Annotated in this window: 15 protein-coding genes and 2 pseudogenes; 10 read left to right on the top strand and 7 right to left on the bottom strand. The window is 62.5% G+C overall.

The window, feature by feature from the left end:
- Positions 1-189 precede the first annotated feature (189 nt).
- The 4 genes and pseudogenes from B2V90_RS01170 to B2V90_RS01160 all read left to right on the top strand — a co-directional run bounded on the left by B2V90_RS01170 (position 190) and on the right by B2V90_RS01160 (position 3,322).
- Positions 190-393, top strand: a complete 204-nt coding sequence (locus B2V90_RS01170) for a hypothetical protein (RefSeq protein WP_152527989.1) — start codon at positions 190-192, stop codon at positions 391-393.
- A 288-nt stretch (positions 394-681) separates the two neighbouring features.
- Complete coding sequence (locus B2V90_RS01165) at positions 682-2,223, top strand: Fic family protein (RefSeq protein WP_161731117.1); 1,542 nt, start codon at positions 682-684, stop codon at positions 2,221-2,223.
- A 138-nt stretch (positions 2,224-2,361) separates the two neighbouring features.
- Positions 2,362-2,742, top strand: a pseudogene (locus B2V90_RS23080) (hypothetical protein); the annotation flags it as partial.
- Between the two features lie 70 nt (positions 2,743-2,812).
- Complete coding sequence (locus B2V90_RS01160; protein ID WP_279776342.1) at positions 2,813-3,322, top strand: DNA -binding domain-containing protein; 510 nt, start codon at positions 2,813-2,815, stop codon at positions 3,320-3,322.
- Between the two features lie 181 nt (positions 3,323-3,503).
- Here the strand turns inward: B2V90_RS01160 and B2V90_RS01155 are convergent, their stop codons facing one another.
- Complete coding sequence (locus B2V90_RS01155) at positions 3,504-4,007, bottom strand: helix-turn-helix domain-containing protein (protein WP_052076508.1); 504 nt, start codon at positions 4,005-4,007, stop codon at positions 3,504-3,506.
- 275 nt (positions 4,008-4,282) lie between these two features.
- Between B2V90_RS01155 and B2V90_RS01150 the strand changes: the two genes are divergently transcribed.
- The 4 genes and pseudogenes from B2V90_RS01150 to B2V90_RS23040 form a co-directional block, all read left to right on the top strand.
- Entirely contained in the window at positions 4,283-4,885 is a 603-nt protein-coding gene (locus tag B2V90_RS01150) for a GntR family transcriptional regulator (RefSeq protein WP_161731119.1), read from the top strand.
- Between the two features lie 94 nt (positions 4,886-4,979).
- Complete coding sequence (locus tag B2V90_RS01145; protein WP_161731120.1) at positions 4,980-5,129, top strand: hypothetical protein; 150 nt, start codon at positions 4,980-4,982, stop codon at positions 5,127-5,129.
- 64 nt (positions 5,130-5,193) lie between these two features.
- Entirely contained in the window at positions 5,194-5,757 is a 564-nt protein-coding gene (locus tag B2V90_RS01140; protein ID WP_161731121.1) for a lasso peptide biosynthesis B2 protein, read from the top strand.
- Positions 5,757-7,409, top strand: a pseudogene (locus tag B2V90_RS23040) (asparagine synthase-related protein); the annotation flags it as partial. The gene B2V90_RS01140 and the pseudogene B2V90_RS23040, both read left to right, overlap by 1 nt.
- 37 nt (positions 7,410-7,446) lie before the next feature.
- Here B2V90_RS23040 and B2V90_RS01130 read toward each other — a convergent pair.
- From B2V90_RS01130 to B2V90_RS01105, 6 genes are all read right to left on the bottom strand, one after another.
- Positions 7,447-9,720: a S9 family peptidase gene (locus B2V90_RS01130; protein WP_161731123.1), complete on the bottom strand. Its 2,274-nt coding sequence runs from the start codon at positions 9,718-9,720 to the stop codon at positions 7,447-7,449.
- A 6-nt stretch (positions 9,721-9,726) separates the two neighbouring features.
- Entirely contained in the window at positions 9,727-12,717 is a 2,991-nt protein-coding gene (locus tag B2V90_RS01125) for a TonB-dependent receptor (protein ID WP_228222829.1), read from the bottom strand.
- Positions 12,718-12,848: 131 nt separating this feature from the next.
- Complete coding sequence (locus B2V90_RS01120; RefSeq protein ID WP_161731125.1) at positions 12,849-13,832, bottom strand: FecR family protein; 984 nt, start codon at positions 13,830-13,832, stop codon at positions 12,849-12,851.
- Position 13,833: 1 nt separating this feature from the next.
- Positions 13,834-14,355, bottom strand: a complete 522-nt coding sequence (locus B2V90_RS01115; RefSeq protein ID WP_161731126.1) for an RNA polymerase sigma factor — start codon at positions 14,353-14,355, stop codon at positions 13,834-13,836.
- A gap of 633 nt (positions 14,356-14,988) precedes the next feature.
- Positions 14,989-15,570 (bottom strand): alpha-ketoglutarate-dependent dioxygenase AlkB, encoded by a 582-nt coding sequence (locus B2V90_RS01110; protein ID WP_228222830.1) that lies wholly within the window; start codon positions 15,568-15,570, stop codon positions 14,989-14,991.
- A 14-nt stretch (positions 15,571-15,584) separates the two neighbouring features.
- The gene (locus B2V90_RS01105) at positions 15,585-16,025 is read right to left on the bottom strand and encodes an SOS response-associated peptidase family protein (protein ID WP_228222831.1); all 441 of its coding nucleotides are present in this window, start codon (positions 16,023-16,025) and stop codon (positions 15,585-15,587) included.
- A gap of 136 nt (positions 16,026-16,161) precedes the next feature.
- Here B2V90_RS01105 and B2V90_RS01100 point away from each other — a divergent pair, with 136 nt between their 5' ends.
- Both B2V90_RS01100 and B2V90_RS01095 read left to right on the top strand, forming a co-directional pair.
- Entirely contained in the window at positions 16,162-16,779 is a 618-nt protein-coding gene (locus B2V90_RS01100; protein ID WP_161731127.1) for an SOS response-associated peptidase family protein, read from the top strand.
- A complete protein-coding gene (locus B2V90_RS01095; protein ID WP_037506391.1) occupies positions 16,779-17,201 on the top strand; it encodes a DUF1810 domain-containing protein in 423 nt (140 codons plus the stop codon). Before B2V90_RS01100 ends, B2V90_RS01095 begins: the two co-directional genes overlap by 1 nt.
- Positions 17,202-17,398 lie beyond the last annotated feature (197 nt).

The following is a 17,398-nucleotide window of genomic DNA, read 5'->3' as shown; positions in this document are numbered from 1 at the left end:
AGCGATATGAACGGTGTAGCCGCGATTAGCTTTGCGGCCCTGCGTTCAGGGCGAGACCATGATGCGTCTGTTTGGCGCTCAAAGCCCTGCCGTGGTATAAGGCAGTCATCGGTATCACAGGGGTTCCCGAGCACGATACCGACTGACAGGACTTCATTGGTCTGCCGCTTGCAAACGGAGACCGGTGCCATGAGTATGTCTGATCCCATGAAATTTGCGTCACAGGCGAGCGAGATGAGCGATCGCGAGATTTTCGACAGCATCCACGCTGTCGGCTCCGGCGAAAATGACCGCGACTTCAACACCGCCATTTTCGACGAAGCGCAGCTGCGCGGTATGCTGAGCGCAAGCGAAGTCGACGCCATCATGGCTTCCGATCGCTCCGCCGACTGAATCTGCGGGCCTGCAACCCGCCGACCAGCAACATCCGGGTCTGGCTGCCCACACCGCCTGGTCTGCCAAAAGTGCAGCAGACATATCTCTCTTTTCTTCGCGCGGCCGGCTCGCCTCGCCGCGAGGCACGACCCTCATGCCGTGCAAAAGGCGCCGTCGGCCCATCCGCAAATCGGAAGAAAGTGAACGATATTCACAAAATTGCGATCTTGAGATAATTATTCGCAGACAATGATCGAGATTCGCGGGCGACCTCGGTTGCGGTGATGGTTTTTCGCAGGAGTTTGCATGGGTGAATGGCCTTCACAGCCGGTGACGGATTTTCGCGGTCGCGCGCTTCCTGAACCTGCTACGCCTGTGGGCTACGCGGCATTGATGGCAGCCTATGATCTTGCGGTTCCACTATCACCACGTTTTGCCGCCATTGCGCAACGCCATCACCCGGTATCGACCGACAGCTGGCTGATGCTGACGCCACGCCATCGGCCCGAAGAAAGCCTGGCTGGACACCTCACCTTCGCGATCAAGTGGGAAGGCGTGAACCTTCCCGTGCTCGACCAGCTGTTCCGGACGATCCCGGCAGAGGATGTTGCCGATATCGTCAGCACCACACCAACGGGCGCGTTCGCGCGCCGGATCTGGTTTCTCTATGAGTGGATGACCGGGCACATGCTCGACCTTCCCGACGCGGGCAAGGTCCGTCAGGTGGAGGTGGTCGACCCGGACATGCAGTTCGCCCTCGCCCGCGGCGAGACCTCATCGCGCCATCGCGTGCTGAACAATCTGCCCGGAACACCACGCTTCTGTCCCATGGTCGATCGTTCGCCTGCACTGAGCGCGCTTGCGGCCAAGAAGCTCGACGAGCGCGCACGCGCCCAGATCGGGCGGATCAGACCTGATCTGGTGGCGCGTGCGGCGGCCTTTCTGCTGCTCAACGATTCCCGCTCCTCCTTCGCGATCGAAGGGGAACGCCCTTCGGGCAATCGCGCGGTCCGCTGGGGCCAGGCGATCGCTGAAGCAGGGCAGACGCAGCTCAGCCTGGCGGAGTTCGACCGTCTCCAGCGCATCGTCATCGGCGATGCGCGCTTCGTGCGCCTGGGCCTACGCGAAGAAGGGGGCTTCGTGGGGGTTCATGACCGCGAGACCGGCGATCCCATCCCCGACCATATCAGCGCGCGCGCGCAGGATCTTGATGACTTGCTGGCCGGCCTCGTCGATTATGCCGACCGGACCCGCGAGGGTGGCTATGATCCCGTGGTCGCCGCAGCGGCGCTGGCGTTCGGCTTCGTCTATATCCATCCCTATGTGGATGGGAATGGCCGCCTCCATCGCTGGCTCATCCATCATGTTCTGGCAGCGGCGCATTATAACCCGCCTGGCCTGGTCTTCCCGGTGAGCGCCGCAATCCTGCGGGAAATCCATGCCTATCGGCGCGTGCTCGAAAGCTATTCAAGGCCGCTCTTGCCGCTGATCGAGTGGCGGCGCACGGCAGGTGGCAATGTCGAGGTGCTGAACGAGACGGCGTCCTATTACCGCTTTTTCGACGCTACCGCGCATGCCGCCTTCCTCTATGCCTGTGTGGAACAGACGATCGAAGTGGACATGCCCGAGGAGGTCGCCTTCCTCGAAGGGTTCGATCGCTTCACGCTGGGCATTCAGCAAATGATCGACATGCCGATCGATCAGGTCGAACTGCTTCACAAGTTCCTCAAGCAGAATGATGGCCGGCTGTCCCAGCGTGCCCAGGGACGGGAATTTGCCGCGCTGACGGCGGACGAGGTTCGCGAGGTCGAACGTCTCTATTGGGACAGCTTCATCGAACCGGAGTGAAAGCTGACTACAACGCCCCCAAAAAGTGACCAGATCGTCCACCCTCGACCATGCGCCCGACCATCGCTCGTCGCCTCCCGAGACATCCCCGGAAATGCGCGCGCTCCCGTCAATCCCGCAGTGCGCAGGGCGCATGGAATGTCCGCATGGAGATGGCGAAATATACGCCTGATATATGCGGAATATCCGCACCCTCGCGCCAGACATGGCACAAGCGCGTCAATTCGCCGCACCGGCAAGCCGTCGCGCGCCCGCTCCCACCCCCCGCTCATGCATCCTTTGCTCCTGACCAAAATATGGGAGACAGGCATGCAGGGAGCCCGGACCAGTTCATGTCGGCCAGAGATCATCGAGCGATCGGTGCCGCAGGATGCGCATCTTCTGACTGGATCGCAGATGGCATGGGAGATATTGCGAAGACGGGCGGACTATAGGGGCCAGCCTTGTGAGCGGACGCTCTTGCGAACCAGCCCTTCCCTCCAGCTTATCCGGACCTGCCGCCCGCTCACATCCTGGGGGCTATGTTTTCGAGGGCGATCCGGCCCTGACAGCACGCGACGTCCCCCTTTTCTGGGAGGCAGCGGTGGACATGAACGTCATATGCGCTTTTGCGCGGCCATGTCGGTCCACCGAGCCCGGCGCCTTCTTGCTCTTCGACCTGCCCTGGCCTGCGGTGCTGCTCGTCCAGCCCGATCGCCAGGAGCTGCTCGTCGAAAGCCCCCAAGGGCAGATCAGACTTAGTTTGACGGCAGGCGATCTGCTGCAAGGGCCGGTCGGGTTGCGATATATTATCGAGGGCGCCGCGCTCCCAGAGCGGACCCATGCGCTACAGCGATGGGACTGGCTCTTGCGCAAGGGCGCATGGCCGCAGAGTCTGGAGCGCAATTCCACGCGCGGCGAGCGATGGTCGCTGCTTCTCGCCACGCTTGACGCGCTTGCCCGACATCGCTCGCACCGAGAAACCGCGATCACCTTGTTCGGAGAAATGACGGTCGAACGCGAATGGAACCAGGCATCCGATCATCTCAAGTCGCGGACGCGCAGACTTATTGCCCAGGCCCGCGCCCTGGCTGCCGGCGGTTACAAGACGCTTCTCTAGCATCGTCGTCATGGCCGACCTCGGAGCCGGTCGCCGATCCATCGATCCGGGCTCATGCGCCAAACTCAGGCATCCGCTCGGACGGACCAGTCATCCCGTTGCCAGCTAGCCAAGCGCCATGGCCATGAGACGATGCCCGCTCGCCACGGTGGCTATGGCGATGTTGAAAAAATGCGCGATATCACGCCTTCCTGCGGCGCAGGCCCCGCATGCTGAGCGCGCCCAGATCGATCATGCCGGTGCGGCCATCCAGCCATTTGGAAAGGAAAGCGTCATTGTCGTCGAGCCTGCCGCCCAGATCCTTGAAGAGACGCTGGAAGGCCGCGATGATATTGGGCGGTTCAAGGAAGCAAAGGTCGGCGCCGCGGTCCTCGGCAAATTCCTGCAGCGACATGACCATGATCATCGCCAGCTTGGTGTCGGCGCAGTGGATGGCGAACTCGGCCGAACCGAACGGTCCCACCAGCATCAATGCAAAAGGGTCGCAGTCCGTGGCCTCCGCAAAGCTCATCAACCGCTCGAATGTAATGCGTCCGCCGCCAGCCTCGAACAGCTCGTAGCTGCGCTGCGCCATGTCCATGCGGCGCGCGACTTCACTGGTTTTGAGGCCGCGTTTGCGTCGGATGGCGCGAAGGGCACGAGAGAGACTTTCGCCGCTGTCCGCCATGTCGGTCGTGAAAGACATCGCCGCCCCCGTCCTGCGCGACCGGCCAGCCGGTCCATCCTTGGCTCGACACAGCAACTGCGTGGAGGCAGGTCCGCGAAGCCTGTCAAAGCCTCTCCTGTCAGAACGAACATCCTCTGCGGGATGACCGCTATAGGATTGCAGAGTATCAGCAGCTTGATCGCATAATGCAACCTATTGATTTGCGCGCGTCTGCCCAATCAGGGTGAAAATGAGGCTATCTCTTGCGTCCGCGCGCAAGGCGAGCGGCGATGGACTTCTCAGGGAGAAGTCGAATGACGCGCAAAGCGCCCAAATCCTACGCGGCCATATATGATGCGATTTTCAGCCGGATCGTCCAGGGCCAGTATCGCCCGATCCATCGGATCGGCATCGCCACGCTGGCGCAGGCCCTGGGCGTCAGCACGACGCCGGTGCGCGAGGCCCTGCGCCAGCTGGCCGGGCGCGACCTCGTTGTCGAGCGCCATCGTGAAGGCTTCTATCTTGCGCCCCTCAATGCCCGAGCGATCATCAGCCTCTACAGAGCGCACGAGTTGTGGATGGATCGGGCATTGCAGCTTCATCCGGTAAACGGGCACAGGGCCGGGCGACACCGGAGCCTCTGGCGCCTGTTCGACAACAGGGCCGCCGCGACCGGCGATGCCGCGATCATCTCGATCCGGCGCTATGTGGACGACAGGCTCGCTGTGTTGCGCCGCCATGAAGCGACCATCCTTGCGGACATGGGGGAACGCGCCCACGCACTTGCGGATGCGCTCACACAGGATGATCCCGCGATGGCGCGCGATATCAGCCATGCTTTTCACGAGCGCTGCCGCGACGTCGCGGACCAGCTTGCGAACGCCTTCGAAGGTCAGGGCCATGTTCCAAGAATATAGGCCAAATATAGGGCAAATATGATTTTGCTATCACTTCCACCTGCTTCCTACTGAATTCGCCGCGAATGGTCGCGGCTCGATGAAGGAGGTTGAAATGAAACAGTCCGTTCAATCCGGTTCGTCCGATCTGCGCCCCGCGAACCGTATGATCGCGCTGGGCAAGGCCCGCAAGCTGACCCGCGCCAGCTTTTCGGGCTCGCAGCCGGAGATGATCCTCGACCGCGAATATACGGTCGGCGGCTGAACGAACCAGGCGGTGCCGAGGCCTTCACTGCGCAGGGCATCGGCACCGTCCATGAGGAGCCGCCATGCTGTCTCTGGACCTTTTCGGCGCCCCCACCGCCAGATGCGGTGACGGCGTCGTGACACTCGACTTCGACGCCGATGCCTATAGCTGCCATTATTATCCAGTGGAACATGGATGGGAGGCCGGCGCGGAGCCCCTCCTGCCCATCTGGCGGGAGCCGGAGGTCTCTGACGATCGGCTCGAGGCGGGCGACCCACGCCTTTTCTTGCGCGCATGGTGCGCTGCTCTCACCTCATTCTTTCGCAAGCCGATCCGGTCCTTGATGATGGAGGCGATGCATCTTGGCCAGGCGCCCTTTCAGCGCAGCGCGGCGCCTGCCCAGAACCTGGCCGCCCGGTTCGAGCGGATGAGCCTCTATCTTCCCTATCGTGCGTCCTGCCTTCTGCGCGCCTACGCGCTGCTTCATTATCTGTCCTATCATGGACACAGGGCGGATTGGGTCATCGGGGTTCAGCTCTTTCCCTTTCGCGCGCATTGCTGGCTCGCGATCGACGATATGCTGATCGGTGAACGGGTCCATCTGATCGAGGATTATGTACCGATCTTTCGGCTGCGCCAAAGCTGATGCGCGGCGACTATCTCATCGCCGCCTGGCATCCCCAGGATGCTATGGCCGTGGCAATGGCCAGCCGGATCGAGGCCGACCTGCTGCGCGCGCCCGATATCCAGATCATGCAGGCCAATGGCCTGATGGTTGCGACGCAGGACGCATGGGCCAAGCAGATGGCCCCGTCCCACTATCTTGTCGGCGAAATCTTCAGCAGCCCACAAGCCGACACAATGCCCAGGCCAAGAACAGCAGACGAGGCGGGCTTCCGAGAATATTGCTCCGACCTGCTCTCCTCTCACTGGGGAAGCTACATAGCGTTGCGACACGATCCCGATGCCAAGATATTCCTATCCGTGTTCGCCGAGCCGATCGGGTCGCGGGAATGTTTTCATTGGCGCCATGACGGCGTGACGCTGCTGACATGCGACGCGGATCGCTGGCTCGACCGTTTTCCGCCTGCGATGCTCGCGATCAATCTGGAGGACATAGCCCATCTCCTCCACCATCCATCCCAGGCCGCCGAAACCGCGCCTCTTATCGCAGTGGCGCCCTTGCAGCCGGGGGCGATCACCAGCTTCAGCCAATCCGGCACCAATACCAGACGGTTATGGGCGCCGCGCGACCATTGCGCGCCACGCAGCGCGGCGGGCGCCCCGGCGGCGCTGGCCGGCATCGTGGACGCATGCGTGTCCGCCTGGTCATCCATGCATGCAAGGCCCATCCTGGAACTCTCCGGCGGCCTTGATTCCGCCATCGTCGCGGCGAGCCTGACGCAGGCGAAGGGCGAAGGGATCGGCGCCTTCACATTTTTCAGCGATAGCCTGGCTGGCGACGAACGCCGTTTCAGTCGCGCCGTGGCAGACAGGCTTGGGCTGGAACCGCACGAGATTGCGTTCGGCATTTCGGCGATCGACGACAGCTTGCTGGATGGGGCGGCTGTGGGCGTACGCCCCGGCATTGGCAGCACAAGCTTTTTCCATGATCGGCAATTGGCGGCCATGGGCAAAGCGCGAGACGCCGATGCGCTGTTTACCGGCCGCGGCGGCGATGCGCTGTTCTTCCAGCATCCCACGCCGCTGGTGGCACAAGACGGCTGGCCGGACGGGCAAAAGCTCAACCTCGAACGTCTGGAGGCGCTCGCGCGCTGGTGCCAGACCAGTATCTGGAGAGTCGCGGCCACGGCCTGGCTGCCTTCGGTGCGGAACGCTGATGTCGCGGGCAAACGCAGTCCCTTCTGTGTCTATCCCAGCCAGTCGCGACCTTCGACATGGGCAGGGTCGCTCGAGGGCGTTTCTCAAGCCAAGCGCATGCAGATCGAAGCGATAGCCGGCGACCGGAACGCATTTGGTCCCAGCCGCTGCGCGCAGGTGATGCGAGTGATCCATCCGCTGCTTTCGCAACCGATCGTCGAACATGCGCTCGGCCAGTCGCTCATGGCCCTGACCGAGGGAAGGCGGGACCGGGCCATGGCGCGCGCAGCCTTTGCCAACCGACTGCCCGCAGCGCTGATCGAAAGACGCGGAAAAGGCAGCCTTTCCTACTTCTTCGGACAAACACTGGCCAGAAGCGTGCCGATCCTTCGCACGCGACTGCTCGAAGGCGCACTGGCACAGGCCGGACTCGTCGATCGGACGCAGTTTGAACATGTGCTCGACCCCGACCAGCTGGTCCAGTCCAGTTGCTATGGCGAGATCATTCGCCTGCTCATTGTCGAGCGCTGGATGCGGGGATGGCAGGAGCGGCTGCAGCAACCACGGCAACAGCCCGCGCTTTTACCGCGAGATTATCCGATAGAAAGCCGATCACCCGAGCATAGAAATCCCGGAGATTTGCAGGGCTGCCGATAACATGTCCCTCTCCCCAATAGGTAATGAGCTGGGCGTCCTTGCCCTGGCGGAAAAGGGCCGAGAAGAGCTGCTCGCCCTGCTCGATCGGCGAGAAATCGCGGTCGGCCCCGATGATGAGCATCGGCACATTCACGCGATCGGCCTGGTAGATGGGGCTGTTGGCAATGTAGCGCCCCGGCGCCTTCCAGGGCGCAACGCCCATCCGCCCCTGTCCGTTTTCGGCCCAGGCATAGGAGGCTGCAACATTCAGTCCTTCCTCGGGCGACAGGCGCGTCGCGCGACCGAAGGTCCCGGCGGTCGCCGCCAGATCATATATGCCGGCCGATGCGACGACGGCGCGGAAGCGCCTGCTCTGGGCTGCTGCCATGGCGACACTATATGCACCGTAACTATGGCCCCAAAGTGCGATGCGCGAAGGATCGCAGGCGCCGGTGGCGATGGCTGCCTCGATCGCCGGGGCGAGCGCAGCGGAAAAATCAAAGCCGGTGTCGGGAAGAACGCGCGGCATCGGGATAGACGGCAGAAGAACGGCAAATCGGCTTGCCGCCAGCAGTTGCGCATTGGTGTAGAAGCGTTCACGGCCGACCTGCTGATCGGCGGGCGCAACGTCTGAATAGATTTGCCCAGGATAGGGAATGACCACCAGCGGCAGCCCCTTGGCGCCCTTCTCTCCTGGTGGAAGCACAAGCCAGCTGGTGACCGGCGAACCGGCAGCCGACAGATGAAAGAGCGGTTGCATGACGGCCGGCTCGACATCGCGCATGACGCTGTTGAGCGCCATAAGGGGGCGAGCTTGTCCCTGGCCTGCAAGGAACAGCGCGCTCCGCCCGGAAGCGGCGGAAATGCGAAGCGCAACTGCCCCGCCCTTCCCGATATCGCTCGACTGCACGGACGCGATCGCCTCGCGCCTTTGCCATGGAATCCTAATGGCGCCGCCTGTCGGCCTTTCGACAATGACGCCGCCTGTGCCAACGCGCCAGGGCACGGCAGCCCAGATGGTGCCCGGCATGGACGATGGCCGGGTGCAGGCCATCGGGACCGAAAAGCTGGCCCTCTCATCGGTCGGCGTGACGGACGCCCGGGCGGCGACCGGCACGTCCTGATGCGGGGCAAGCACGCAGCCGTCCGAGGATGCAGAGCGGCTCGGGCCTGCTGACATGACGACATGCCGCGCCATGTTCGCTATCACGGCCTCCCGGCGCCCCTTGCGGTCCGCGACGAAGCCGATATGCGCGCTATCGTCTGACCAGCGCGGATCGCCGGGCAGGCTGCACTCGGAGCAAGGTTCCCATTGTGCCCTGGATGCAAGATCCAGCAGGAGGAGATGGCGGCCATAGAAGCTGTCATCCTCCCCTACCATCTGATCGGCGGAGGGCTGCCGCGCGCGATCCGCTTTGATCAGTGCGACATATTTGCCGTCAGGGGATAGTTGCAGCTGCGCAAAGGGGCCGGTGGCAAGAGCCTGTGTCGCTCCCGTAACGGCATCGACCATCAGGAGCTGCTGCTGGGAGCGTCCGTCATCGCGCAGATAGCGGCCGCTGCCGCTGACCGATACGGCCAGAGCACCAGCGGCAGTCCGGTCCCATCGCTCCCGCATGGGGCGTTCCGGTGGCCAGTCCAGAGCCATCCGAACGGCGGGTCTTTCATCGCGCTGCGTCAGGATCAGCAGCCGGTCGTCCGAAAGCCAGCTATGGACGGGGTGAAAACCGTCATGGAGCGGCGCATAGGGCCACCACTGAACTGCGCCAGAAGCAAGCAACACGATGCCGAAGCGAAATGCCCCACCCTGCAGCCGCGCGACCGCAACCCGTTTCCCCGAAGGCGAAAACCCAAGAAGGATGGTGCCGGGCTGGTCGTCATCGAGCAGCGGTGTTGCAGGTCCGCGTCCATGGAGGTCGACGATATAGGGCCGCGCGCGCAGAATCTGTCCGAGCGACAATCGATCCTGGCGTTGCATCGCCAAATGCGAATCATATTTCTCGAACAAGAGCCATCGGCCGCCCGGATCGACCAACATCCTTCCTGTATCTTCATGCCGAAGCAGATCGTCGAGACTATAGGGCCGCGCTGCGACAGCCGCGCATTGCAGGGTCAGGATCGCGGCGACGAGCCAGCACAGGAGACAGCGCATGCGATGTCACCAGCGTCTGGCGATTTCGAGGGCGATAAATCGACCGGTCGCATCGGCATTGGCCCCGTCATAGCCGGCGCCGGCGGTCGAGTCGTAGAAGGGAGGCGCCTTGTCGAAGAGGTTCTGCGCCGTCAGTGAAAGGGTGAAGCCCGACGCGATGCCCGTAGAAGCCTTCGACTTGTAGGCGATCCGGAAATCGACCGTGTTCCATGCCTTGATCCGCTTGCCCGCTTCATCGCGATAGGCATCGACATGGTTGAGGGCAATTTGCGTGTCGAACGGGCCGCGCGCCCAGCCGATGGTCATCCGCCCCTTGAGATCCACTGGTCTTCCCGCGACATTACGGCGATCCACCGCCGGTGAATCCGGCGTCACCTGTTCGCGCCAACGTTCGAGATAGGTAGCGCCCACGCCGATATTGAAGCGATTGGAACCGCGCTCGAAAACATAATTGATGTCGAAATCGCCGCCGGCCACATCGACACGTCCGGTATTGACGTAGCGGGCATCCACGACGGCGGCGATGCTTTCCACCGGATAGGGATTGGAGGTGCCGGAGCGGGAAAGCAGTTCTTCGACAAAGGCCAGATCATCGGCACTGGTCCCCGGACTGACCCACCGGACGAAGGGGGCGTAAATCGGATCGGTTAACGCGCTGGAGAAATTCTGCTGGACCACATTGCTGATGCGGCCCGAGAATATGGTGCGGAAAGCCGTGAGACTCGCCGTCAGCCCAGCGAGGGATGATGGGGTGAGGTCGAGTCCCACGGTCCAGCTCTTCGCCTTTTCGGGCGACAGGCCGGTATTGCCACCGCTGCGCTGGATGACGACCACCGAGTTCCCCGCCTCGTTGGTTGCGATCCTGAGATTGGCGGTTTCAGGTGCACCCAGTTCGCGCAGATTGGGGGCACGAAAGGACGTGCCCCATGTCCCCCGGACAGCGACGCCATTGACCGGTACCCAGCGGAGCGAGAATTTGGGATTGGCGGTGCTGCCAAAATCATCATAGCGCTCAGCCCGAACTGCAGCGGAAAAATCCAGCTGCTGGAGACCGGTGCGGGCATTGTCGGGGCCGAACAGCGGCACGGCGAGCTCGGCAAAGCCGGCCCAGATCGAGCGGGAATAATCGGCCGGTCGTCCCGCGACCGGGGTCGGCGAGAAAATGAAATCCACCGCCTGGCTATGAAACCGCTCACGCCGGTAATTGGCCCCGACGGCAAGCTTGACCGATCCCCCCGGCAACGAAAACAGCGATCCGTCGGCGACCATGTCGGCGGTCAGGATGTTGGATCGGCTTTCATAATCGGAATAGCCGCTGATTGCCTGCAGCAAGGCGCGCGAATTGGCGTTCCCATCGCCATAAGGATTAAAATAGCCATCGCGCTGCGCGGAAAAGGCGCTGGCAGGATCATCGGCGATACTGCCCAATGCTTCTGCCAACAGATATTCGTTGGCGAGTTGATCGGTTCTGTTGCGATCGCGCTGGGCGGCATAGGCGAGATAGCTGGATAATTTCCAGTCCGCCCCAAGTTCAGCTTCGAGGCCGCCCGTCAAGGCATAGCTCCTGGCCGTGCCGGCCGAGCGGACCGGTCCCAGTTCCTGCGTAAAGGCGTAGCCGATCAGGTCGCTCGATGCCCCGGTCGGCGACACGAACCAGGGATTGGCGTCCGTGACCGAGAGGATAGTCGCATAGCCGGACGTTAGACTGGAAAATTTCCGGTGCGAAAATCGCCCTTCCAGCGAGAATTTGATGGCATCGGTCAGGCTCTGCGAGACATGAGCGTAGAGACTGTGACGCTTCTGGTCCGGTGAGAGGTCGGTCCCCTCCCTGAAATTTTCGAGATTGGCCTCGCCGGCAAGAAAATCGGCTGCGGTCAGACTGGTCCCATCCTGCCCTGCGGGAATGGCATAGGTCGGAACCAGGGCACCGCTTTCGTCGAAACCCAGGACATTGCCCGGCGAACTATAGGGATAGCGACGATCGGTGCCACCAAAGGGTCGGGAATCGGCCGACCGGGCATAAGCCCGATCGGCCGAGCGCAGTGCGACCCGACGCTGACACTCGTAGGAAAGGAGGAACGAACCGCTGCCCCAGCTCTTGCCGGCGGTCTGCGAGAATTGCAGTTCGCGCGCATTTCCCTGTGTGACGCTGCCGCCGCGCAAGCGCATTTCCAGGCCGTCGAAATCCTCCTTGAGGATGATATTGACGACGCCGGCAACGGCATCCGAGCCATAAAGGGCGGAAGCGCCATCGGTGATGATTTCCACCCGATCGAGCGCGCTCATGGGTATGCTCGAAATATCGGCGAAGTCGCCCATCATGCCGGAGCCCGCCACCCGTCGGCCGTTCACCAGCACAAGCGTCGCCTGCGGACCGAGACCCCGCAGGTTCACACCCGATGCCAACGTAGTATTGCTACCCGACCGGTCGGCATAGGAGAGCGCACTCTGCTCGGTCGCCATCCCTCCGAAATTTCCCGGCATCGCCTGGAGTGCCTGTGCCACCGAGCTATAGCCGCCACGCTCGATATCGGACCGGGTGACGACCTTGGTGGGCGACGCTGTGGGCGGCGCACCATGAATGTGCGATCCGGTCACGATGATGTCCTGCCCGCCCCGGTCGGGAGAAGCCGAGGACTGCCCCTTGGCGATGTCGCCGCCCTCAGCCCCTGCCCCGCTCAGCATGAAGACGTCGCGGTCGACCTGCCGCACGGCTATGCCGGTGCCGGCGAGTAACCGAGCCAGCGCCTCGCGCGGCGAAAACTGTCCCTTGATCCCGGTCGATTTGCGGCCGGCGGCGAGCGCCGGCGTATAGATGAGCTGCACCTTGGCCTGCTCGGCATATTGGGCGAGCGCCGTGGACAAGGCGCCCGGCGCAATGGCGAATGCGATGCGCGTCTCAGCCACTTGCGCAGTTGCGGGCATTGCGGACGCCGCCGCCATCACGATGAGGGACGACGTTCCTCTGAACAGGGCAGCGATGATCTGAGTGCGCATGGCGACGGTTCTTCCCCCTTGGCGCCGGGGCAAGACACCGCCGGCTCGGGCGTGCCTGATCGCCGCCCTCTAGCTAAGGGACGCCTCGGCCCCAGGGTCACCCTAATGGCAGGGAATGAAAAATTTCAAATTTATGACGGACGTCGATCGCGAAGCAGGAACGTGCCGTTCTCCTGCCTTTCAAAGTCCAGCGACAGCAGCGCGGCGACGGCTTTGAGGAAGCCTGAGGGATCGCCGGTCTTGAACGATCCGCTAATGGGCTCGCGTGCGCGCGTGGTTGCGCCCAGCACCACTTTGTTCTGCGTGTAGCGGTTAATCTCGAAGATCGCTTCCGACAAAGGCGTGGCCTCGAAGATAAGCCTCCCCTGCGTCCACGCCGATGCCCGCCTGACATCGAGCGACGAGACTCTCGCCGCGTGCGTGGCTTTCGAACTCCACATCTCGCCGGGCGACAGATGGATCACGTCGCGGCCTGCCTCGCGGATATCGACGCCGCCCTCGAACAAGGAGACGCGGGTGACGCCATCGACGAAACGCACGTCGAACTTCGTACCGGTGGCCTCCACCTCGACATCGCCGGCCTTCACGCGGAAGGGGCGTGCCCGGTCATGGGCGACCTCGAACATCGCCTGCCCCTGGTCGAGCCGGATCTGGCGCGCATCATCTTTCATCTGGGTGTTGAGGCGGGTTTGAGTATCAAGTCGGACCTGCGAACCATCCGAGAGCGCCACGGCCCTCTGCTCGCCCGTCAATGTGGCGAATTGCTGTGGTCGATCGACATGGAAGATCCACCAGCTCGCCACCAGCATGGCAAAGAGCACGCCTGCGCCCATGGCGAGAAGGGAGCGCATGGATCGCCTGGGTCTGGGCGTTGCCCCAGCGCGCGCATAGGCTTCGGCGGTCAGCCGGAGGATGGCGGGGCTATCGCCGTGTCGCCCGGCATCATGCCAGAGCGATTCGGCCTCGGCGAACGCTTCCGCATTGGCGGGATCGCGTCGCCAATCGAAGAAATCCTCCAGCGTCCCTCTGGAAACCGGCAAGGACTTGAGGCGCGCAAACCATTGAGAGGCTTGCGCGCGGCGGCGCTCGGCGGTGGGATCATGGTCATCCATCATCCTAGCCCCGGAGCTTCGTCATGCAGTGCTCCATTGCCTTGGACATGCGCCATTCGACGGTCTTCACGGAAATCCCCAGATGTTCGGCAATATCATGGTTCGTCATGCGCCGGAACCGGCTGAGGAGAAATACGTCACGCAGGTTTTGCGGTAGATCGACAATGATTTGCTCAAGAAGCTGATCGGCTTCCTGCTCCTGCAACCGATCGGGTCCGAGCGGCGTGATGTCGTTTGCCGCCAGAAGGTGCGATTTTTCCTGGCGCAGTTTCTCGCGCCGGCGCCGGTCCCGAAACAGGTTGAGGGCGATCCGCGACAGGAAGGCCCTGGGATGGGTCACTTCATCCGGTGCCATGCGTGCGATGCGCAACCAGGTATCCTGCGCGATGTCCTCCACCTCGGCGGAGGGCAATCGCAGATTTCTGCTCAGGAGACGCTCCAGCCATCGGCCGTCGCGCTCGAACCATGCGCCAAGCGAAGGCGGCACAGCCTTCTCCTGTTCGGCGGGCGCATCATGTGCAGACATCGGGCCACTCCACTTTCCGGAAGGGGCCCGGCGCGATGCCGAAAGGAAACGTCCATGCGCAGCATCGCCCGCAAACTCGACGGTTTGCGGACCTGCGAAGGCCGCCGGCGCAGCCAGCAGCGATCCATGTCTTGCATAAGGGTTTCCACGCCCCTGCCCGCAGCCTCCCGCGAGCCCTTTAAGGCTGATTCATTTGCAGGTCGGGATCAAGTCCCGAAAAAAGTGGAAGGGACGGGTGTTGGAACCTCTATGCAAGAAGCCCGCTTATTGGCCGGGAGCACATATGTGCCGCGACGTCCCTTCCGGCATGAACCCGGCTTATTCACGGCACCTGAGGCCAAAGTAGCGCGAGGCCTACGCCGCGCAAGCGCCCTTGGGCCATCGCACGCAGATGCGCAGGCATGGCCCTGCCGTCAAGATGGGCAGTGATCCGGATCGCTGTCTCTTGGATCCTGCCGGGAGCGCCGGCATGCAACCGACACATCGCTCGAGCCTGGCGCATACCCACAGCCAGGGCAGAGAATATCGCGCCAACGCCAGGGCAGCCCGGCCGGTCGCAACAGCGTGATGCGCGTCATTTCCATCGTAGGCCCTCCTCTCATTTGGCATGCATCGGCCAGAGACGGATCTGGCTCAGCGAAGGGTGCGAAAGGTTATCGACCAGCGCGCCGCCTCCATTTCCGCAATACTATGTTCCCAGTCGTTTCGCGCCTCGCCGACGAGATGATAGATGGCTCTTGGCATCAGCGGCGCGGAAATGCGTTCGAACCGATCCCCCTTCTTCCGACGAAAGCGCATGGCAGCCCGCTCGCCCAGCGAGATGCCGATGACATGGCGGAAAACCGGCCTGTCACGATGCCAGCCGATCCCCGCGCCTGGATCGTAGCGAATGAGGAGAGCCTGGACGATCTCTTCCGGTGCGAGCCCGGCATAGCGCGCGGCGCGCGCCCTGACTGGCAGCAGCCATTGCGGGATTGGGTCGGTCGGCGCGAATGTGCCGGTCTCGAAATCATAGCTCCAGCCATAGCTGCGCGTCAGCCGCTTGCCGGTCCACTGCTGGTAGCGGAAGGGCGTAAGGCTCGTTTCTTCGATCCGTTCGATCAGCGCTCGCTCTTCGCGCGCCGTGAGAAAATCATCGCTCCACGAAAGGCCCGGCAGGAGAGGCGCGCCGAAAAGATCGGCCTGCCCTGCGCCATTTTGCGCGACCATACCCATGTCCCGATCCTGCTTCAAAAGGCCAGGCTCGTCTGAACGGGCTTGGTCAAAATCTCTTCGACCGTGAAGATGTCTGCCGGCGGCGTCACGAGCAATTCCGCTTCGGGCACGGCGAAATCCAGCCATTTCTGCGCATCTCGGCGCTCGATGATGGCACCATGACGCGCCTGATAGCGGATGACGTCCGGGTTCGCGTCGAGCGTTATGATCCGGTAGCTCACGGGCCACTCGCCCATGGCCGGCTCCCAGATGGCGGCGAGATAGAAGAAATTGCCATCCTCGCGGAAAGCGCGAAACTTCTTCTCGCCATTGCGAATGTGGAATTCCGATGCCGCGACAAGGCAGCGATGGCCGGGAAATTGCCGCCCTTCGGACCGGATGAACTCGTAGCGCACCCCGTCGGCGAAGCGCGGGTTGGAACCCCAGACCGCCTCGATCATCTCAATCTCGGCCATATCATCGGGATTGCGCCTTATGATGGCACGGCGACTACCGAGCGCGTCGGAGTCGAAGGGTGTTGCTTTCGAGTCCATCAAAGGAACATACAGGGAACGATATCGAGGAGCAAGCGGCGGCGAACAAGGAGGTTCAATGTGCAATGACTATCGCCTGCTGATCGACATCGCGTCGATCGCCGAGGATTTCGAGGGGCTCAAGATCAAGATCAACATGCCCGAAGGTGCCCCGAATGTGCCGGCGCGCGAGGACATCAGGATGACCGACATGGCCCCGATCGTCCGGCGCAGCGAGGCGGGAAGCGGGATCAATGAACTCGTAAGCCGGCGCTGGTCATGGCCAGGCCGTAACGGCAAACCCGTCTATAATTTCCGCACCGAGGGCCGGGAATTCGCATCCAGTCGCTGCCTGATCCTGGCCGACGGATTCTACGAATTCACCGATCCTGCCGATCCCAAACAGAAGCGGCTGGACAAATGGCTTTTCACAATGGCCGACCATGACTGGTTCTGCATCGCGGGCATCTGGCGCGAGAGCCCCATGGGCGAAGCGTTCACCATGCTCACCATGGATGCCGGGCCGGACATTGCGCCCTATCACCACCGTCAGATCATCCCGCTCGCTCGCGACCAATGGGCCGACTGGCTCGATCCTGGCGTGCCAGCCAAAAATTTGTTGCGCTGGTTGCCGCAGGGAAGCCTGCCCGTAACCCAGGTCTATGGCGTACCCCCCGCGCAAGGCGCGCTGCTCTGATGCGAGACGATGCGTCCCTCGCCCGTTTTCTCGATGCCCAGGCCGGCAGTTATGCGGCCGCTTTGTCGGAGATTTCCGCAGGGGCCAAACGCTCTCACTGGATGTGGTATGTCTTTCCGCAATTGCGCGGTCTTGGTCATAGTCCGACCGCGCAATATTATGGAATCGTCTCGATCGAGGAAGCACGTGCCTATCTCCACCATCCACTTCTCGGGAAGCGATATCGCCAGTGCGTCCACGCGCTCCTGAAACTCGATACCGATGATCCTGTCGTCGTTTTCGGGGCTGTGGACGCCATGAAATTGCGCTCCTCGCTCACTTTATTTGAAGCGGCGTTCCCTGCCCCGTCCTTTGCCGATGTGCTCGATCGCTGGTTCTGCGGCGAGCGCGATCCAGCGACGCGCCGGCTTCTGCAGAGTTGATCCGTCACGAACTAACTATTGAGAAAATCGGGATTCATCGCCGTTGACGAAACGGGTGGCAGGACGGAACATAAAGAGAACATTTGAGTCGTATCCCATGCCCACGCTATCCTCTTTTCCCGATCGGCCCCGCGCCGATCAGCTTGCCGCGCTCCGCGCGGGGCTCGCGCACAGCGTAAGCGTACGGCCTCGGGCGT

The organism is Sphingobium sp. UBA5915, assembly GCF_002431195.1.
Classification (GTDB): domain Bacteria; phylum Pseudomonadota; class Alphaproteobacteria; order Sphingomonadales; family Sphingomonadaceae; genus Sphingobium; species Sphingobium soli.
Note: the sequence above shows the minus strand (reverse complement) of the source record. Positions and strands in the feature narration are given on the sequence as shown.